Genomic DNA, 15,198 nt, shown 5'->3' on the forward strand with positions numbered 1-15,198 from the left:
TCTCCTTTAGTATTTCTTTTGCATATTTTTTCTATATTCCTTTGGCGTCATGTGGTATTCCTCTCTGAATAACCGATGGAAATGACTGGAATTTTCATAACCAACAGCTTCCATGATTTCCTCGATGGAATACGATGTCGACTCCAGCAGGTGTCCTGCCTGAATAAGTCGCCTCCTCTGCAGGTATTTTGTAAATGTGTAAGGTCCATATTTCTTAACGAGACGGCTGATATAGTATGAAGGCTGATTGACACTCTTTGCAAATTCATCCAAGCTGGCAGTCCGATACTGTTCTTCCACATACTGAAGTGCTTTTAAAACAAGATTTCGCTCATACTCTGACGGAGCACCGATGGTAATTTTGTAGGTCCGGTTCGTCAGTTCCAGAAAAAGCACTCCCATAGTAGCCTGCAGGATCCTCTGTTCGTTTCTTCTATGATAGATAAGACTGGTAATCATATTTTCCAGAAGATTTTGTGCCTCTCTCATCTCTTGCAGATGAAAATGCAGATACTTCTCCGAATTTTGCTCCTCTCGTATAACGCCTTCGATAAACCTCCTGAGAATAGTATCTTCATTCAGCATTCCCAGCGGATATCTCAGAAATTCCGGAAGGATCATAAAATGGATCGCCACATCGTCATAGGTCGGAATACTGGATTTATGTTTCACTCCCTGGCGCAAAAACAGAAGATCATCTTTCTCCATCACAAGTTCTGTCTCATTGTCTATGATCTGTTTGAGGGAGCCGCTGCAGATATAGATGACTTCCAGATAATTGTGCGCATGGGCGGGATAATCTACAAATCTCGTCCTTTTATATAATCCAATCAGCCCGTTTTCGTCTGTCATTTTCCTGTAATCAACGATATCTTCTCTCTCTTCTATAGCATAGTGCTCCAGAGCACGGGATGCTTTTTGGATGTCGCTCTCCTCGCGGGATGTGATTTTCTTTAATTCTTCGATCAAATCAGGATTCATCTTACACCTTCTTTCTTTCAGTACACCAATTATAACACAAATTTCGTCCTCTTTTATGCAAAAAATGTCCTTTTTGTTTTCATTCGATATTTTTCGCAAAATCCGACGCTTTTTTTGCAATATAAGTTCTCAAAAAAATGGATATTTTGGTATATACTGGATATGTAAGTTAATACAGGCAAACACTGACTATGTCAGATGTCATGAGAAGGAGAGATTTACATGATTCAGTTGGCTGTTCGATTCAGACAAAACGAAGATGTACCTAAATTCGTGGATATTGTAGAGAAACTTCCTTATCACGCGGATTTGACAAGCGGAAAACGTGTTGTTGATGCCAAATCACTTTTAGGTGTATTTGCTTTAAGCAAAGCATCCCGTTTGAAACTTTCTATTTATGCAAACTATACAGATATCGATCCATCCCATTTGAATTGCCTTGCAGAATTTTCAGGCAAAAAATCCGAATCTGACCGACAGGAAATTGCATAACTCTATTTTTTACACTCATTCCCAAAAAGCCCCGCATCTTTTTCAAGATAAAGATACGGGGTTTTCTCGTATTATCAATTATCCTTCTCCTATTGTCCTTACTTTGAAGTCATGCTATAATGCAAAAAAAAGAAAAGGAGTGTTGCATTTTATGAAAGTAATTATTTACAGTTCTGATATCTGTCCTGATTGTGTAGAAACAAAAGACCGAATAGCGAAGGCAAACATGGATGATCTTCGCTGTCTGTTTATCGATATCACAGAAAACACCGGAAATCTGAAACGGTTTCTGAAGCTGCGGGATACCCTCGACCTCTTCGATACTGTACGAAGGGATCACATTATCGGTATTCCCCTCTTTCAGTTTGAAGACGGAACTTATCTTCTGGACAAAGAGGAAGCATTTCGGAAAATGGGAATCATCTGATTCCTATTTCTCCTGCTTCCGCTTTCCTCTCTTTTGATCCGCTGAAAATACCATCTCCTGCTGCCACGAGAACACCTCCAAAAACAAGTGGTACTACACAAAACCAACTGGCATGAATACCGTAATGAAGCCACAGCAGGTAAGACACAGCAACCCCGGCATGAAAACTCAAGATCGTCCCTCCGAAAAACAGTGCTTTTTCCGCCTTTTTCTCTCTTCCTTCCTCATCGTGTGCACTCATCAAATAATCTGTTGCGGAAATAACCGTCTGCTTGAGATTGTTCGTGGAAAATATCGTAGAACTCACATAGCCGTTTGCCCCCTTAAACACACACCACTGAAATGCTGTGGCAAAAAACACAGGATACAGCGCAATGATCGGATTTGTCGTTCCAGGCACAAAGCCGACCGCCGTAACTGCCGTCAGGTCAAACACAATAGCAGGATACTTCAAATTCCAGCTTGTTGTCTTCTCGAGCACGACCGACAAAATCATCGCCCCCACATAGATAAGCAGGGCGCAAATACGGATCATAATTTCTTTTGGATTTCTTCCAAGGATATCACAAACAAGCTCGATCAGGTTTGCTGTCTGCGCGGATCCAAACACTTCCATCCTGCTTAAAATCGCATAGGCACCTATAAACCCTCCGCAGCATGCCATAATATAGTGAACAGCGACATCGCATTTCTTCTCTCTCAACACTGAAAACTCCTCCTTGACTGTTCTATATTATAGCACGTTCTTTTTGTTTTTCAATGGCACGCTAAAAATATATAAAGGCGGAAAAGAAACACTCCCATATTGCTGCTTCTTTTCCGCCCTTCCGGTATCACATTATCCTTTTTTATCATTTGTTAACGCTCGTTATGATTTGTAATATAGAAAGCAAGCATATCAATGAATTCTGCATTTGTCGGTATTTTCTCCACCTTGCATCCTGCAATCCTGCTAAAACCCTCTTCCCCGCTTTGTCTCCAGCATACCTCTATGGCCGTTCGGATATTTCTTTCCACACTCTGCGGTGTCGTGTGCATTTCCTTTGCCACTTCAGGATAAATATTTTTCGTCACATTCAGCAGCAAGTCGTCATTTTCCAGTGCTATCATGATTGCTTTTGCCAGTTGATGATACCCTTGATATTTAGAAGTTAGTCCCAAACCTCTCAGTGTTTCATAGACTATCTGCATGCTTTCCTCCTCCCAACCTCCATACTATCATACAGAGTTTAGCCGGAAATATTTGGAAAAACTACAGTTATCGACAAAATGTAGCATCGCTCTTTTCTATATTATTTTTCATCACTTTTCATGTCCTTCAGCACATCATTTAAATCTACTGTAACGATACGGTCCACGCAGTTTACCGGGATTCCTCTGTAAGCATATGCCCCGGATTCAAAGAGCAGATAGAGACGTCCTCCTTGTACACAGATCTGTTCCAGTCTATTTGGAAGATCGTAACTTTTCAGCTCTTCTTTCTTTTTCAGCGAATACTTTTCCTCATCAACCGGAGCTCTCTCATAGATCCGCAGTTTAGAATCCGCATATCCATATGACTGGGATAAAAACAGATAATTTCCAAACACTTCCAGTCCCTGGATCTGAGGAAGGATATCTGCCCATTCCTAATCCAGGGCAACACGACTTAAAGACTCTCGTTCCTCATGAAGTTCTTCATACACTTCCCCCTGATTCTCATTGACGATCGAATCGACGGAGTACTTATTGATAATACTATCCCCAGACATGGAAAAATATCCCGCGTACAGGCTCCCTCCTCTAAAAGCCATAAATGAATTCCTCGTAAGTCCTTCCATTGGATAAGTTCCAAGAAACGGAAGGGGACGTTTGGACTTCTCATACTGATAGTTTTCCAGAGCTGGGATAGTATAAAGACTGACCGCTGCATTTCCATCTTGTCTGTCCGTTACCCACAAAAGTTTGTGAATATTATCATAGGCGATACTTCCCGCATGCGTGCGATTTGGCATGATAATCTCCTTTATGTATTTTCCACTTTCCTTATCAATCATGAAAAGAACAGAATTATGACGCTTTGTGTGACAGTATGCACTGACAAAAATATACTTGTCCGTCACATCAATTCCCTGGGGTGTCATGGATGTACACATATCCGACTGTTTCGTATTATAGTCGATGGTCTTTGTTGCCTTCAGCCCTGGTATGACATACGTGCCAAAATTCTTCTCGTTTTCCAGATGGCGAATCACTTCTTCATCGAAGAGATCCGGATAGTTGGAAAGAATCCATTTGATTTCATCTGCACTGTGCACAGCTGCTCCCGTATTTGTCTCCGTGTATCTTGTTCTCGGCTCATTGATTCCTCGATAAATCAAAATATAAAATGCAAACAGAATTGCCACGGCAATCCAAAATAAAAGGATATATATCCATATCCTGACAGTTTTTCTTTTTTTCACAGCTCTCACTTCTTTTTTATTCATTGCCACATTTCTTTTTATTATAAATCTTTACGAAGAAAAGGGCAAGACGGCCCGGGAAATCCCGTGGCCGTCCAAAAGGCTGTCCTATATACTCAGTTTTCTGTCCGCAATCCAACCGGAAGCAAAAAAGAGAATCATACATACAAGAATGTAAAATGCGTAGTCGAAAAATGAAATCTGTGACAAGATGCCCTGTGCTGTAACATTTCTAAGATTTATCAAAAATATATGGATCCGTTCGGTTACTCCGCTGATCACAAAAAACAATACGACGGAGATAAGCCCGGCAAACTTACTCTTTAACAATACGGTCCTGGACAGCGTGACTGCCAGAAAACCAGTCATGATGACCGTCGCCCATACGATGAACGAAAGCAGCAATGCCTGCAAAAGAGGGATCCAGTTAAACTCCGGTGTTCTCCCAATGAATTCCCAAATTGCACGCATCAGCTCTCCGATACTTGTCTCATAGACTGCGATGACAGAGAAGCAGGCCGCCATACCGATAAGAAACGCAACAGCTGCGAAAAACATCTGAAGTATTGCTGAAATAAATTTTGCCCCGAGAATTTCCCATGTGGAATGCGGTACCATAAAGAGCATATAACTTTGCTTCGTCCGCAAATCTCTGTTGTAAACAATCAGGCTCTCGATCCCGAGATAAAATACGGAAAACATACCAGCAATAGAAATAATCAAGACACCAAATCCTATCACAACATCACTTTCAGATATACTGCCTCCGATCATCAGGATAATCGATATGATCAGGCTGGCAAGAATAAGCAGCCTCGATGTTCTCTGTTTTCTCCATTCATATTTGATCAAATTTCCCATAATGCTCTCCTTCCCTACATCAATTCCCGATACAGGTCAGCAATCGATTTCCCTTCCTGCATCCGGAGTGTCTCTGTGTCAAACTCTCTCAGGATTTTCCCATCTTTCATAAACACCGCATTGTCAATAAAACTTTCCACTTCCTCGATCAGATGGGTAGAAATTACGATAACATTTTTTGCACTGACTGTCATAAGAATGACGTCAACGATCTCTTCCCTGGCTTTAAGATCGATTCCGTTTAACGGTTCATCCAGAAGATAAAGCATTGCTTTTCTCGACATGGTGGCAATAACCTTGAGCTTTGCCATCATTCCCGTAGAAAGATCCCGCACTTTCATGTCCATGTCAAGTCCTACTTTCCGGACAAGTTCCTCATATTTTTCTTCGTCAAATCCTTCAAAGAAATCTTTGTAATATTTCCCTACAGAAGCCACCTTCATAAAATCATAGAAAAATGCTTCCGTTGGCATATATGCGATCTCACTTTTCGCCCGGTATGTCCATGGGGCTCCATCAAAAATGACTTCTCCCTTAGCTGGCTTAACAAATCCTGTCATCATCTTCATCCATGTCGTCTTACCGCATCCGTTTGGTCCAAGAAGCCCGTATATATTTCCTCCGCGGAGCTTCAGAGTCACATCTGACACAACTTGTTTTCCTCTGTATACTTTTGTAAGATTTCTGCTTTCTGCGATCATTTTTCTGGCTCCTCCTCATACTCTTTTATCTCGGAAATAATCTCCGTCTTGTCAAATCCCAGATCTTTCATCTCTTTCATAAATCCCTTCAAAAGATCTTCCGCCATCTCTTTTCTCACTGTTTTCTGCATCGTCTCATCCTCCGTCACAAATGTTCCAAGTCCTCTTTTTGTAAAACAATACCCTGCCATCTCCATCTCTTTATAGATCCGCGCCGCTGTGTTTGGGTTGACTTTGTACTGGACGGCAAGCTCTCTGTTAGACGGCAGCTTCTCTCCTGGCAAAAGTTCTTTTTGCACGATCTTCTTTTTAATATCTCTTATTACCTGCATGTATATCGGCATACCACTGTCAAATTCCATGTGATCCTCCTCTCTACTAGTGAACTAGTTAAATAGTACACTAGTTTTTTGAGTTTGTCAATAACAAGAGCAAAAAAATTTCAGGCAAATATCTTTTTTCAAGATACACGCCTGAAATTTAATAAAAACAATATTATGAGAAACTGTGCAGCCAGTCTGCTTTTTTGTAATATATGAGAAATGCGACAGAACTCAATGTCCATGTCAGCGGATATACCCAGTATACGATGGCAATGGACGAAATGAACATACCTGCTCCTGTCAGAAATGCCACACGTACCACACACCAGAAAATCATCATGATAACCATCGGCACCACTGCCTTCCCCGCTCCTCGCAGTATGGCTGCCACGGAGTGAGAAAATGCCAGTAGGAAGTAAAAAAGCGCCGCTGTCCTTGCTCTCTCCACCCCAAACCGGATCACTTCCGGCGTACTGTCAAAGGCTGCCGTGAATACCGGCGCAAAAATGAAGATCACAATCCCAATGACTTCCGCTATTCCCATAGCGCAGAACATCCCAAATTTTGCTCCTTTTTTTGCACGGTCATAATCTTTCGCTCCCAGATTCTGTCCTACAAATGTCGTAAGGGCAAGGGTAAAGCTTGTGATCGGCAGGAATCCGAATCCTTCAATCTTAGAGTAAGCCCCACATCCTGCCATAGCCATCTCTCCAAAAGAATTGATATTGGATTGTACCACTACATTTGCAATGGCGATAATGGAATTCTGAAATCCGGAGGGCAAACCAAACCGGATGATCTGCCCTAACATCTCCCGATCAAAGCTTACCCGCCTCCATTGAAGTTTATATTCTTCTTTCGATCGCATCAGCTGTGTCATGCATAAAAATGCGCTCACAAACTGAGAAATTGCCGTCGCGAAGGCCGCCGAACCAACTCCCATATCAAATCCGGCAATAAATACGAGATCCAGCACTACATTGATGACAGAAGAAAGGATCAGATAATAAAGCGGGTGCTTGCTGTCACCTACCGCCTGCAGAATGCCCACAAAAATATTGTACATGACAAAACCCGTAGATCCCATAAAGTACACACGAAAGTAAGACACAGATTCCGGGAGGACATCTTCCGGGGTCTTCATCCAGATCAGAATCTGTGGTGCAAAAAATACGCCCACAATCGTCAGCACGACACTTGCCACAAGCCCGAAGGCAACGGTCGTATGAACCGCCTGCTCCACACTTACTTCATCCCGCGCTCCGTAATATCTTGCTATCACGACTCCGGCACCGATAGCAATTCCGTTAAAAAAACCGATCATCAGATAGATCAGATTCCCAGAAGAACTAACCGCAGCCAGCGCATTGCTTCCAAGAAAATTTCCGACGATCAGCGAGTCCGCCGTATTGTACATTTGCTGAAATAGATTGCCCAAGAAAATCGGTATGGCAAAAAAAATGATCTTCTTCCATATTGGGCCTTCTGTCATTAGTGTCTTGGATGTCTCCATTTTTTCTTCCCCCTTAATCCTCTGTTTGTCTTTTTTATTATAACATAGATTTTTGACATAATCTTCCTATTTTCTGAAATCTTTTCGCTTTTGTGTCTATTTTGTCCGATAGTGATATTCCGGCAATGTCTCCATATTGTTTTCCAGTATACGATTACTCAGATACTTGATCATCTCCCCTTCTTGTCTTACCATCATTTCATGGCGGATAAGGCGGTCACTTCCAAGGCTTTTGCATACCGCATCTACTGTAAGCACAATCGTTCCGTCTTTCCCTCCCCTCATCCCGATCACTTCCGGCAAAGAAAGCCCGAACGCACCGGAGTCATTGCTTCTATAATCCTGTTCGTTCCAGGCATAACGCTGCGTTGCTGCATCAAAAACTGCAAACCTTTGAAGATCCTCCTCTGATACTGGCAGATATTCTTTCATGACTGCCTCAAACTCCTCTTTTGGTATGCCATCGGCATATTTATCCACAGGAAACGTCTCTTGGTATTTTATTTCATAAAACGATTCGAACAAAGCGTTGTAATCAATCTTGTCCTTATGTTCACTATCCCAGTCCGACCACAAAAGATTACTGCTCTGATATCCGATAGGGAAAAGATATTTCTCAGAAATCTCTCGATTTCTCTCCTCCAGCGGTTTTACTCTAATGGCGTCATGCCCGTCAATTACCTCCGTTACGTCAGGAGGCTGCGGGACACAGTATTCAAAAAGAAACCACCCCTTCTCCGTATAGGTAAACCATTCCATCCTTGTGAGAGTCGAGTCGGAAACAGCTATATCATCGTCTTCTCCCCATGAGAATCCGGTGTTGAGCACATACATGTCTTTCCCGTCATAAATATATTCACTTCTCCCGATATCTCCATTTTCCCGCAATTCGTATATCGTGACCCGGTCCTTTTTCCCCTGCGCTGCCTGTCCTAGAAACACATCCATTTTTTCATAATGATGCATCACTTCGTATGCAGTTCCCTCAACAACAATATTCCCATCCTTTTCTAACCGTTCTGCCATTTGCTGAATAGCTACATCCGGTAAAACTCCGGTTTCTGCTGCTCCACGGAAAGCCTGATAGGTCTCTTTTATATCCATCATCTTTTCTTTTCCGTCTTTTACAGCTTTTTCTTCTGCTTTTTCATCTACCGGCAGGTCGTAACCTTTTTCCTGATTCGCATCATTTCCTGCTTCTTCTGTAGTATCTGTCTTCTTTACAGAATCTTCTCTGTCTTTTTCGCCCAGGTTCTGCCATATCATGCACCCTGCAAAAAGCACAAGAATAAGCAGTATGATCCAGATACCATACTTTTTTATTACCCATCTTATATCATCCATTTATTGCCCCTTCTTTAAATCTTATTTGCCCTTTTAAATCCTATATCCCTAATATTTAAAAGTCAAGTGAATTCTTCTGCTTGCTGATGTATAATGAAATAGAAAAATGAAAAAGAGAAGGTGCACAAAATGTCTATCGAAAATGTAAAACAATATCTGAAACGTGTCGGTATGGAGCAAAGAATCATGGAGCTTGCCCAGTCCAGCGCCACAGTAGAAGAAGCGGCAAGCGCGATCGGCTGTCGGCCGTGCCAGATCGCCAAAACACTATCATTCTTAGCAGCGGAAAATCCTATCTTGATCGTCACGGCAGGAGACGCCAAAGTGGATAATAAAAAATATAAAAATATATTCCATGAAAAAGCAAAGATGATTCCCGCAGACCAGGTGGAAACTTATATCGGACACGCTCCTGGCGGAGTTTGCCCATTTGCGGTCCATCCCGGCGTTATCGTATATCTTGATCAGTCTCTCAGACGTTTTGAAAAAGTATACCCGGCGGCCGGCAACGGTCACAGTGCCGTAAGCCTGTCTTTGGAGGAACTGGAAACTTACTCCTGCTCTGCCGGCTGGATTGATGTGTGCAAGGGATGGTGTCTCGAGTCTGATACCAAAAACGATAACGTATAAGTAAAAATCTGTTGACACTATCAAATTTAATAGCCATCTTCCCGTCTGGGAGGAATGGTTATGTATAAAATAGGCATGAAAAAAGCCGGATGGTTTTCAGTCATTGATAACCATCCGGCTTTTACCTTTTAAGTTATGAGATTACATTCCTGCCTGAGCTGCAACTTCTGCTGCGAAATCGTCCACTTTCTTTTCGATTCCTTCACCTGTTTCAAAACGTACAAATTTTTTCACTTTGACATTTGCACCATTTTCTTTTGCAACTTTTTCTACGTATTTAGCAACTGTAAGGTCGCTGTCCTGTACGTATACCTGATCTAACAGACAGTATTCTTTTAATTCTTTGTTCAGACGTCCGATAATCATCTTTTCGATGATATTGTCCGGTTTGTTCGGGTTTTCTTTCTTAGCCTGAGCAAGTAAGATTTCTTTTTCGTGATCCATAAATTCCTGAGAAACTTCATCACGGGAAACATACTTCGGAGACATAGCTGCAACCTGCATTGCCACGTTCTTTAAGCATGCTCTGATTTCATCGTTCACAACATCAGCTTCAGCTTCTACAAGAACACCGATTCTTCCGCCGCCGTGGATATATGCTACTACACATCCTTCAGATTCGATCTTTTCAAATCTTCTGATGCTTAACTTTTCTCCGATAACAGCGATTTTTTCTGTCAGTGCATCCTGTACTGTCTTGGATGTATCTGCCTTCCATGCTTCAGCCATGAAACCATCCATGTCTGTTGCCTTTGTATCGATTGCCTGTTCAACAACAGCGTCAACAAAGCTCTGGAATTCAGCATTTTTAGCAACAAAGTCTGTTTCAGAGTTTACTTCCACGATTGCTGCTACTTTGTCTTCTTTTACAGATGCTTTTACAAGACCTTCTGCTGCGATTCTTCCAGCTTTTTTCTCAGCTTTTGCCTGGCCGTTCTTTCTTAAGTATTCAACGGCTTCATCCATATTTCCGTTTGTTTCATTAAGAGCTTTTTTGCAGTCCATCATTCCTGCGCCTGTCATTTCTCTTAATTCTTTTACCATGCTTGCTGTAACTGCCATTTTGTTTTCCTCCTGAAATTGTCTTTCGAAATGGATTATTCTTCTACTGTTTCTTCAGCTTCTTCTGCAGTTTCTGCAACGTCTTCGCCTTCAAAAACTTCTTCGCCTGTTGTTCCCTGATTTGCTTCTACAACAGCGTCTGCCATCTTTGCAACGATCAGTTTTACTGCTCTGATAGCGTCGTCGTTACCCGGGATCACGTAATCAAGTTCTTCCGGATCACAGTTTGTATCAGCGATTCCAATCAACGGAATTCCAAGTGTGTGAGCTTCCTGAACGCAGATTCTTTCTTTCTTCGGATCTACTACGAAAATAGCATCCGGCAGTCTCTTCATGTTCTTGATTCCGCCAAGGTTCTTTTCCAGTTTTTCCCATTCTTTCTTTAATGCGATAACTTCTTTCTTCGGCAGTACTTCGAATGTTCCGTCTTCAGCCATTGTTTCGATTTCTTTCAGACGTTCGATTCTGCTCTGGATTGTCTTGAAGTTTGTAAGCATACCTCCAAGCCATCTTTCATTTACGTAAAACATTCCGCAGCGTTCTGCTTCTGTCTTGATCGCATCCTGAGCCTGTTTCTTTGTTCCTACAAAAAGAATTGTGCCGCCTTCTGCTGCGATATCAGCTACAGCCTGGTAAGCTTCATCTACTTTTCCAACGGATTTCTGTAAGTCGATGATATAGATTCCGTTTCTTTCTGTATAGATGTACTCAGCCATCTTCGGGTTCCATCTTCTTGTCTGATGTCCAAAATGAACACCTGCTTCCAAAAGTTGTTTCATTGAAATAACGCTCATGTTTTTTCCTCCATAAATTTGGTTTTTTTCTTCCGCATGTTTCTGCCTTCCGGAGCCGGACGAACCTTTGGCACCGCCGGAAGTAACCGCATGCGTGTTTTTTTGCAACATTCGTAGTATAGCATATCCGCTCTTTTCTTGCAAGTATTTTACATAACTTTTCCAGAAAGAAAAGGCTCCGGAAATTTCCCGGAACCTTTTTTATTTCTTTTCTCTTTTACCAGTATCTTCTGTACCATGGACTTCCGTACACAGCCGCCACTTTTACAACATCTCCTGGCTCTGGAGCATGGATCATCTGACCTCCGCCGATGTAGATTCCCACATGTCCGCTGTAACATACGACATCTCCCGGAAGCGGACTTGAAACCGCCTTCCCGCCAGATCCGATAGCCCCGGATTGTCTGGCGATATTTGTGATGCCTGCTGCATTGTGTGCGTATTTTACAAGACCGGAACAGTCAAGTCCGGATCCCGGTGTGTTGCCGCCCCATACATATGGAGTTCCAAGGCAGCTGTAAGCTGCATTTACAATCGCCTGTGCAACGCTTGTGTTTCCAGTATTGGAGCTTCCAGAATTGCCGGAATTACCAGTGTTGCCTGATCCTCCTGCATCCGGTCTGGAAGGAGTATTTCCTCCCGGATTGCTCGGTGTAGAGTCGCCATCATCTGAATTTCCCGGAGTCTGTTCCGTATTATCCTGACGCTGTTCTTCCTGACGTTTCTTTGCTTCCTCTTCCTCTTTCTTTTGCTGCTCTTCAGCGGCTTTTCGTACCGCTTCCTGGAGCTGCTGATTCAAGTCTGACACTTCTGCCTGTTTGCTCTGAATCGTTGCGTTCAGCTGTTCTTTTTCCTTCTCAAAGGAAGCCTGCATGGTCTCCATTTTCTTGAGATCATCTTCCAGCTGCTGTTTCAGCTTCTCGATTTTCTCTTTTGTATCTACGTACTCCTGCAGTTTTTCTCTGTCATACTTATGTACGGTCTCGATGTAGTCTGCTTTGTTCAGAAAATCCGCAATACTGCTGGATGTGAAGAGATCTTCCAGCGCTGACACATCTCCCTGCTCGTACATATATTTAATCCGAAGCTTCATTGCCTCGTACTGCTCTTTCTGCTGTTCTTCTGCTTTTGCCAGATCTTCTTTGGCCTGGATGACTTTTTCTCCTTTTGTGATCATCTGCTGTTCCAGATCAGCAATTTTTGTTACCATGCTCTGGAGCTGCTGCTGCAGAGATTTCACTTCCTGTTCTTTTTGCTCTTTCTGTGCCTGGATTTCATTTGTATTTGGTGCTGCGTAAACCGGTGTTACCAGCATGGAACTCGCCATCAATGCTATAACAAGTTTCTTGCCAAATTTGTTCATGTTCTTCTCTCCTGTCCTGAAATCAACATCCTTTATTTGTCTGCCCCGGTCACTTTCGTGCCGACTCGCTGCCTGAAAAAATGCCTGAATCTTTCTTTGCTTTTCAGGCATATTTTCCTCTCAGACCACATATCTTGTGGTTTGTTCTCATATTGCATAGTATATATCACCTTAAGAAAATTTGCAACATTTTTTAATATATTTGTAACATTTTTCTCATGCTCCACTATGCGGTCTATTGTTCCGGACTGTGGATTCCTTTTAAAAGAACAAATATTCCAGATGCAAGAGCCGCACAGGCAACCGTAATAATACCCATGCGGACAGGCGTCTTAAAGATCCAGAGATATCCGTCTGTCGCAGTCATGATCACGGACACGATATTTACTGTACAGTGCAACAGTACAGGGACCTTAAGTGTCGTCTGCTTTTCATACAGCCAGCACAACGCAAGTCCAAACACAAAACCATAGATTGCCTGTACCAGATTGGCGTGGACGAATCCAAAAATCAGAGACGAAATCACAGCCGCTTTTTTCCAGCTTGACATGTCTCGGACCCTTCTGTAGATCACTCCTCGATAGAGGCATTCTTCCAAAATCGGCACAATAATCCCAAGACATATAAGCTGCGTTGCCAGCGGTGCAGAATACAGTGCTTCCGACGTCGTCTGGTAGCTCTGGCTGATGGCACGGATGTTGCTCAGGATCAGAAGATTGTTTACCACGATTCCAGCCGTAACTCCAAACCCTACCGTCAGAGGATAAATCTTAGCCGGTCCTTTCCACACATTTTCCTTGATTCCAGAAAATGCTCTCATTCGTTTGTCTTTCCGTATCATATAGATACAGATCGGCAGCATGATCAGAGCTCCTACTGCTGTGGTTTCCGTGGAAAAACGAAAAATGAACCGAAACGCTTCTTCCATAAAAGCCTGCAGTTTTGCCTCGCTTTCATAGGCTGCCAGAAGTTCGTTGGCATGTGCCACCATGTAAGATGCGGTAACAATAAACTGACATAAAAGCCCGATCCCCCAATAGATCAAAAGAGGCACGAGCACTCTTGTTATCGGATTGAAAGGTCTTCTGTAATATTGATAATTATCCATTTACTGTCTCCTCAAAAAAGCTTTTAATATCTTCTGGACGTCCCTGGAGTGATCCCTGTATCATTTCCGGTTTCCCTCCGCCTCGTCCGTGAAATCTTTCATTGAGTTTCTTACCAATTTCCCTCACATCTTTCTCCCTGCTGCCGACAACATACTGCCACCCTTCTCCCTTTTGGAGAAAGACACCGCACACCGTCACATGATTCTCCAATACTTGGTTCATCAGTTCCCGTATGCCTGTCCCATCCAGATCTTTTTCAAACAGACAGGCAAGTTTCTGACCTGCCGGCACTTCAGCTGCTTTGTATGTGATGAGCTTTCTCTGGAGAGACAAAACCTCGCTCTTTTGTCTTTCCATATCATCTTTGAGTTTCTGTACTGCTTCCGGCAGTTCCCACTCTTTTGCCGACAAAAGCTTAGAGATTTCTTTCATGTCTTTTTCTCTCTTTTCATGATCACAAAGAGCACGGTTTCCGCTTACCATCGTTACTCGGACACCGCCTTTATAATTCATAAGTCCGATAACTTTGATCTGCCCAATCTCCCCGGTCCTTTTAAGATGAGGTGCACAGCATGCACAAGTATCATATCCGGGAATCTGTATGATCCGTACCTGTCCTTCAATCTCAATCTTACTTCTGTATTCAAAATTTTTCAGTTCCTCCCTTGATGGGCAAAGGACATTTACTTCAATATTTTTGTATACAGCCTCGTTGGCTCTTTTTTCGATTTCCTCCATCTCTTCTTTTGTGACCGGACCACTGAAATCCATTGTGCATATTTCGTCACTCAGATGGAATCCTACATTCTGATACCCAAAAATAGAATGGGCAAGCCCGGACAAAATATGCTCCGCTGTATGCTGCTGCATTCTCGAAAATCGGATCTCCCAGTCTATCTTACCTGTGACAGCCGCTCCTTCCTGCAGAGGCTCTGAAGTATAATGGATGACGTCGCCGTCCTTTTCCTGCGTGTCCGACACACGGACGCCGCTGATTTCTCCGACATCACCGTACTGTCCGCCCCCTTCCGGGAAAAAAGCCGTCCTGTCAAGAACGACTTCATATCCTTTTTCAGGAACCGGACGGCAGGACAAAACCCTGGCATCAAATTCTTTCCGATATGCATCTTCATAAAAAAGCTTCTCGGTCATAT

18 protein-coding genes are annotated in these 15,198 nt (G+C 42.8%); 3 read left to right on the forward strand and 15 right to left on the reverse strand.

Annotation, left to right across the window (positions count from 1 at the left end):
* Positions 1 to 6: 6 nt before the first annotated feature.
* On the reverse strand, positions 7 to 981 hold the full coding sequence (locus ACLROL_RS02255) for an AraC family transcriptional regulator (RefSeq protein ID WP_413067268.1): 975 nt from the start codon (positions 979 to 981) through the stop codon (positions 7 to 9).
* Positions 982 to 1,203: 222 nt separating this feature from the next.
* On the opposite strand from ACLROL_RS02255, the gene ACLROL_RS02260 reads away from it, so the two are divergent.
* Together ACLROL_RS02260 and ACLROL_RS02265 are read left to right on the forward strand one after the other, a co-directional pair.
* On the forward strand, positions 1,204 to 1,473 hold the full coding sequence (locus tag ACLROL_RS02260) for an HPr family phosphocarrier protein (RefSeq protein WP_204244033.1): 270 nt from the start codon (positions 1,204 to 1,206) through the stop codon (positions 1,471 to 1,473).
* A gap of 151 nt (positions 1,474 to 1,624) precedes the next feature.
* The gene (locus ACLROL_RS02265) at positions 1,625 to 1,900 is read left to right on the forward strand and encodes a hypothetical protein (protein WP_204244032.1); all 276 of its coding nucleotides are present in this window, start codon (positions 1,625 to 1,627) and stop codon (positions 1,898 to 1,900) included.
* On the opposite strand, the gene ACLROL_RS02270 is transcribed toward ACLROL_RS02265, so the two are convergent.
* The 9 genes from ACLROL_RS02270 to ACLROL_RS02310 form a co-directional block, all read right to left on the reverse strand.
* A complete protein-coding gene (locus ACLROL_RS02270) occupies positions 1,893 to 2,606 on the reverse strand; it encodes a YoaK family protein (RefSeq protein ID WP_087199674.1) in 714 nt (237 codons plus the stop codon). The genes ACLROL_RS02265 and ACLROL_RS02270 overlap by 8 nt on opposite strands.
* Before the next feature lie 152 nt (positions 2,607 to 2,758).
* Positions 2,759 to 3,091, reverse strand: a complete 333-nt coding sequence (locus ACLROL_RS02275; RefSeq protein ID WP_087199671.1) for a sporulation initiation factor Spo0A C-terminal domain-containing protein — start codon at positions 3,089 to 3,091, stop codon at positions 2,759 to 2,761.
* A 101-nt stretch (positions 3,092 to 3,192) separates the two neighbouring features.
* On the reverse strand, positions 3,193 to 3,489 hold the full coding sequence (locus ACLROL_RS02280; protein ID WP_413067269.1) for a hypothetical protein: 297 nt from the start codon (positions 3,487 to 3,489) through the stop codon (positions 3,193 to 3,195).
* A 39-nt stretch (positions 3,490 to 3,528) separates the two neighbouring features.
* Positions 3,529 to 4,344 carry a YncE family protein gene (locus ACLROL_RS02285; protein ID WP_413067270.1) on the reverse strand — a complete coding sequence of 272 codons (816 nt, stop codon included), beginning with the start codon at positions 4,342 to 4,344 and terminating at the stop codon, positions 3,529 to 3,531.
* Between the two features lie 108 nt (positions 4,345 to 4,452).
* The gene (locus ACLROL_RS02290; protein ID WP_287449211.1) at positions 4,453 to 5,205 is read right to left on the reverse strand and encodes a hypothetical protein; all 753 of its coding nucleotides are present in this window, start codon (positions 5,203 to 5,205) and stop codon (positions 4,453 to 4,455) included.
* A gap of 14 nt (positions 5,206 to 5,219) precedes the next feature.
* Positions 5,220 to 5,906, reverse strand: a complete 687-nt coding sequence (locus ACLROL_RS02295; RefSeq protein WP_221919092.1) for an ABC transporter ATP-binding protein — start codon at positions 5,904 to 5,906, stop codon at positions 5,220 to 5,222.
* Entirely contained in the window at positions 5,903 to 6,268 is a 366-nt protein-coding gene (locus tag ACLROL_RS02300) for a GntR family transcriptional regulator (RefSeq protein ID WP_087199663.1), read from the reverse strand. Before ACLROL_RS02300 ends, ACLROL_RS02295 begins: the two co-directional genes overlap by 4 nt.
* 133 nt (positions 6,269 to 6,401) lie before the next feature.
* Complete coding sequence (locus ACLROL_RS02305) at positions 6,402 to 7,742, reverse strand: MATE family efflux transporter (protein ID WP_287449214.1); 1,341 nt, start codon at positions 7,740 to 7,742, stop codon at positions 6,402 to 6,404.
* Positions 7,743 to 7,838: 96 nt separating this feature from the next.
* Complete coding sequence (locus ACLROL_RS02310; protein WP_287449216.1) at positions 7,839 to 9,086, reverse strand: DUF6070 family protein; 1,248 nt, start codon at positions 9,084 to 9,086, stop codon at positions 7,839 to 7,841.
* Positions 9,087 to 9,215: 129 nt separating this feature from the next.
* Here ACLROL_RS02310 and ACLROL_RS02315 point away from each other — a divergent pair, with 129 nt between their 5' ends.
* On the forward strand, positions 9,216 to 9,716 hold the full coding sequence (locus ACLROL_RS02315) for a YbaK/EbsC family protein (RefSeq protein WP_413067271.1): 501 nt from the start codon (positions 9,216 to 9,218) through the stop codon (positions 9,714 to 9,716).
* Positions 9,717 to 9,857: 141 nt separating this feature from the next.
* Here the strand turns inward: ACLROL_RS02315 and tsf are convergent, their stop codons facing one another.
* The 5 genes from tsf to ACLROL_RS02340 form a co-directional block, all read right to left on the reverse strand.
* Positions 9,858 to 10,778 carry a translation elongation factor Ts gene (gene tsf, locus ACLROL_RS02320; protein ID WP_087199655.1) on the reverse strand — a complete coding sequence of 307 codons (921 nt, stop codon included), beginning with the start codon at positions 10,776 to 10,778 and terminating at the stop codon, positions 9,858 to 9,860.
* Positions 10,779 to 10,813: 35 nt separating this feature from the next.
* On the reverse strand, positions 10,814 to 11,572 hold the full coding sequence (gene rpsB / locus ACLROL_RS02325; protein WP_087199653.1) for a 30S ribosomal protein S2: 759 nt from the start codon (positions 11,570 to 11,572) through the stop codon (positions 10,814 to 10,816).
* 217 nt (positions 11,573 to 11,789) lie between these two features.
* Positions 11,790 to 12,935: a C40 family peptidase gene (locus ACLROL_RS02330; RefSeq protein ID WP_087199754.1), complete on the reverse strand. Its 1,146-nt coding sequence runs from the start codon at positions 12,933 to 12,935 to the stop codon at positions 11,790 to 11,792.
* 235 nt (positions 12,936 to 13,170) lie between these two features.
* A complete protein-coding gene (locus tag ACLROL_RS02335) occupies positions 13,171 to 14,043 on the reverse strand; it encodes a CPBP family intramembrane glutamic endopeptidase (RefSeq protein ID WP_287448510.1) in 873 nt (290 codons plus the stop codon).
* Positions 14,036 to 15,196: an alanyl-tRNA editing protein gene (locus ACLROL_RS02340; protein ID WP_221919096.1), complete on the reverse strand. Its 1,161-nt coding sequence runs from the start codon at positions 15,194 to 15,196 to the stop codon at positions 14,036 to 14,038. The genes ACLROL_RS02335 and ACLROL_RS02340 overlap by 8 nt, the downstream gene beginning before the upstream one ends.
* Positions 15,197 to 15,198: the final 2 nt, after the last annotated feature.

Origin of the sequence: Sellimonas sp., from assembly GCF_047234585.1 — a bacterium.
Lineage (GTDB): Bacteria > Bacillota > Clostridia > Lachnospirales > Lachnospiraceae > Sellimonas > Sellimonas caecigallum.

Bases quoted from the DNA above. Each gene is read 5' to 3' on its own strand.
- ACLROL_RS02295 (WP_221919092.1), bottom strand. From the start codon at position 5,906: ATGATCGCAGAAAGCAGAAATCTTACAAAAGTATACAGAGGAAAACAA.
- ACLROL_RS02275 (WP_087199671.1), bottom strand. From the start codon at position 3,091: ATGCAGATAGTCTATGAAACACTGAGAGGTTTGGGACTAACTTCTAAA.
- ACLROL_RS02255 (WP_413067268.1), bottom strand. From the start codon at position 981: ATGAATCCTGATTTGATCGAAGAATTAAAGAAAATCACATCCCGCGAG.
- ACLROL_RS02330 (WP_087199754.1), bottom strand. From the start codon at position 12,935: ATGAACAAATTTGGCAAGAAACTTGTTATAGCATTGATGGCGAGTTCC.
- ACLROL_RS02310 (WP_287449216.1), bottom strand. From the start codon at position 9,086: ATGGATGATATAAGATGGGTAATAAAAAAGTATGGTATCTGGATCATA.
- ACLROL_RS02265 (WP_204244032.1), top strand. From the start codon at position 1,625: ATGAAAGTAATTATTTACAGTTCTGATATCTGTCCTGATTGTGTAGAA.
- tsf (WP_087199655.1), bottom strand. From the start codon at position 10,778: ATGGCAGTTACAGCAAGCATGGTAAAAGAATTAAGAGAAATGACAGGC.
- ACLROL_RS02335 (WP_287448510.1), bottom strand. From the start codon at position 14,043: ATGGATAATTATCAATATTACAGAAGACCTTTCAATCCGATAACAAGA.
- ACLROL_RS02260 (WP_204244033.1), top strand. From the start codon at position 1,204: ATGATTCAGTTGGCTGTTCGATTCAGACAAAACGAAGATGTACCTAAA.
- rpsB (WP_087199653.1), bottom strand. From the start codon at position 11,572: ATGAGCGTTATTTCAATGAAACAACTTTTGGAAGCAGGTGTTCATTTT.
- ACLROL_RS02290 (WP_287449211.1), bottom strand. From the start codon at position 5,205: ATGGGAAATTTGATCAAATATGAATGGAGAAAACAGAGAACATCGAGG.
- ACLROL_RS02305 (WP_287449214.1), bottom strand. From the start codon at position 7,742: ATGGAGACATCCAAGACACTAATGACAGAAGGCCCAATATGGAAGAAG.
- ACLROL_RS02315 (WP_413067271.1), top strand. From the start codon at position 9,216: ATGTCTATCGAAAATGTAAAACAATATCTGAAACGTGTCGGTATGGAG.
- ACLROL_RS02340 (WP_221919096.1), bottom strand. From the start codon at position 15,196: ATGACCGAGAAGCTTTTTTATGAAGATGCATATCGGAAAGAATTTGAT.
- ACLROL_RS02300 (WP_087199663.1), bottom strand. From the start codon at position 6,268: ATGGAATTTGACAGTGGTATGCCGATATACATGCAGGTAATAAGAGAT.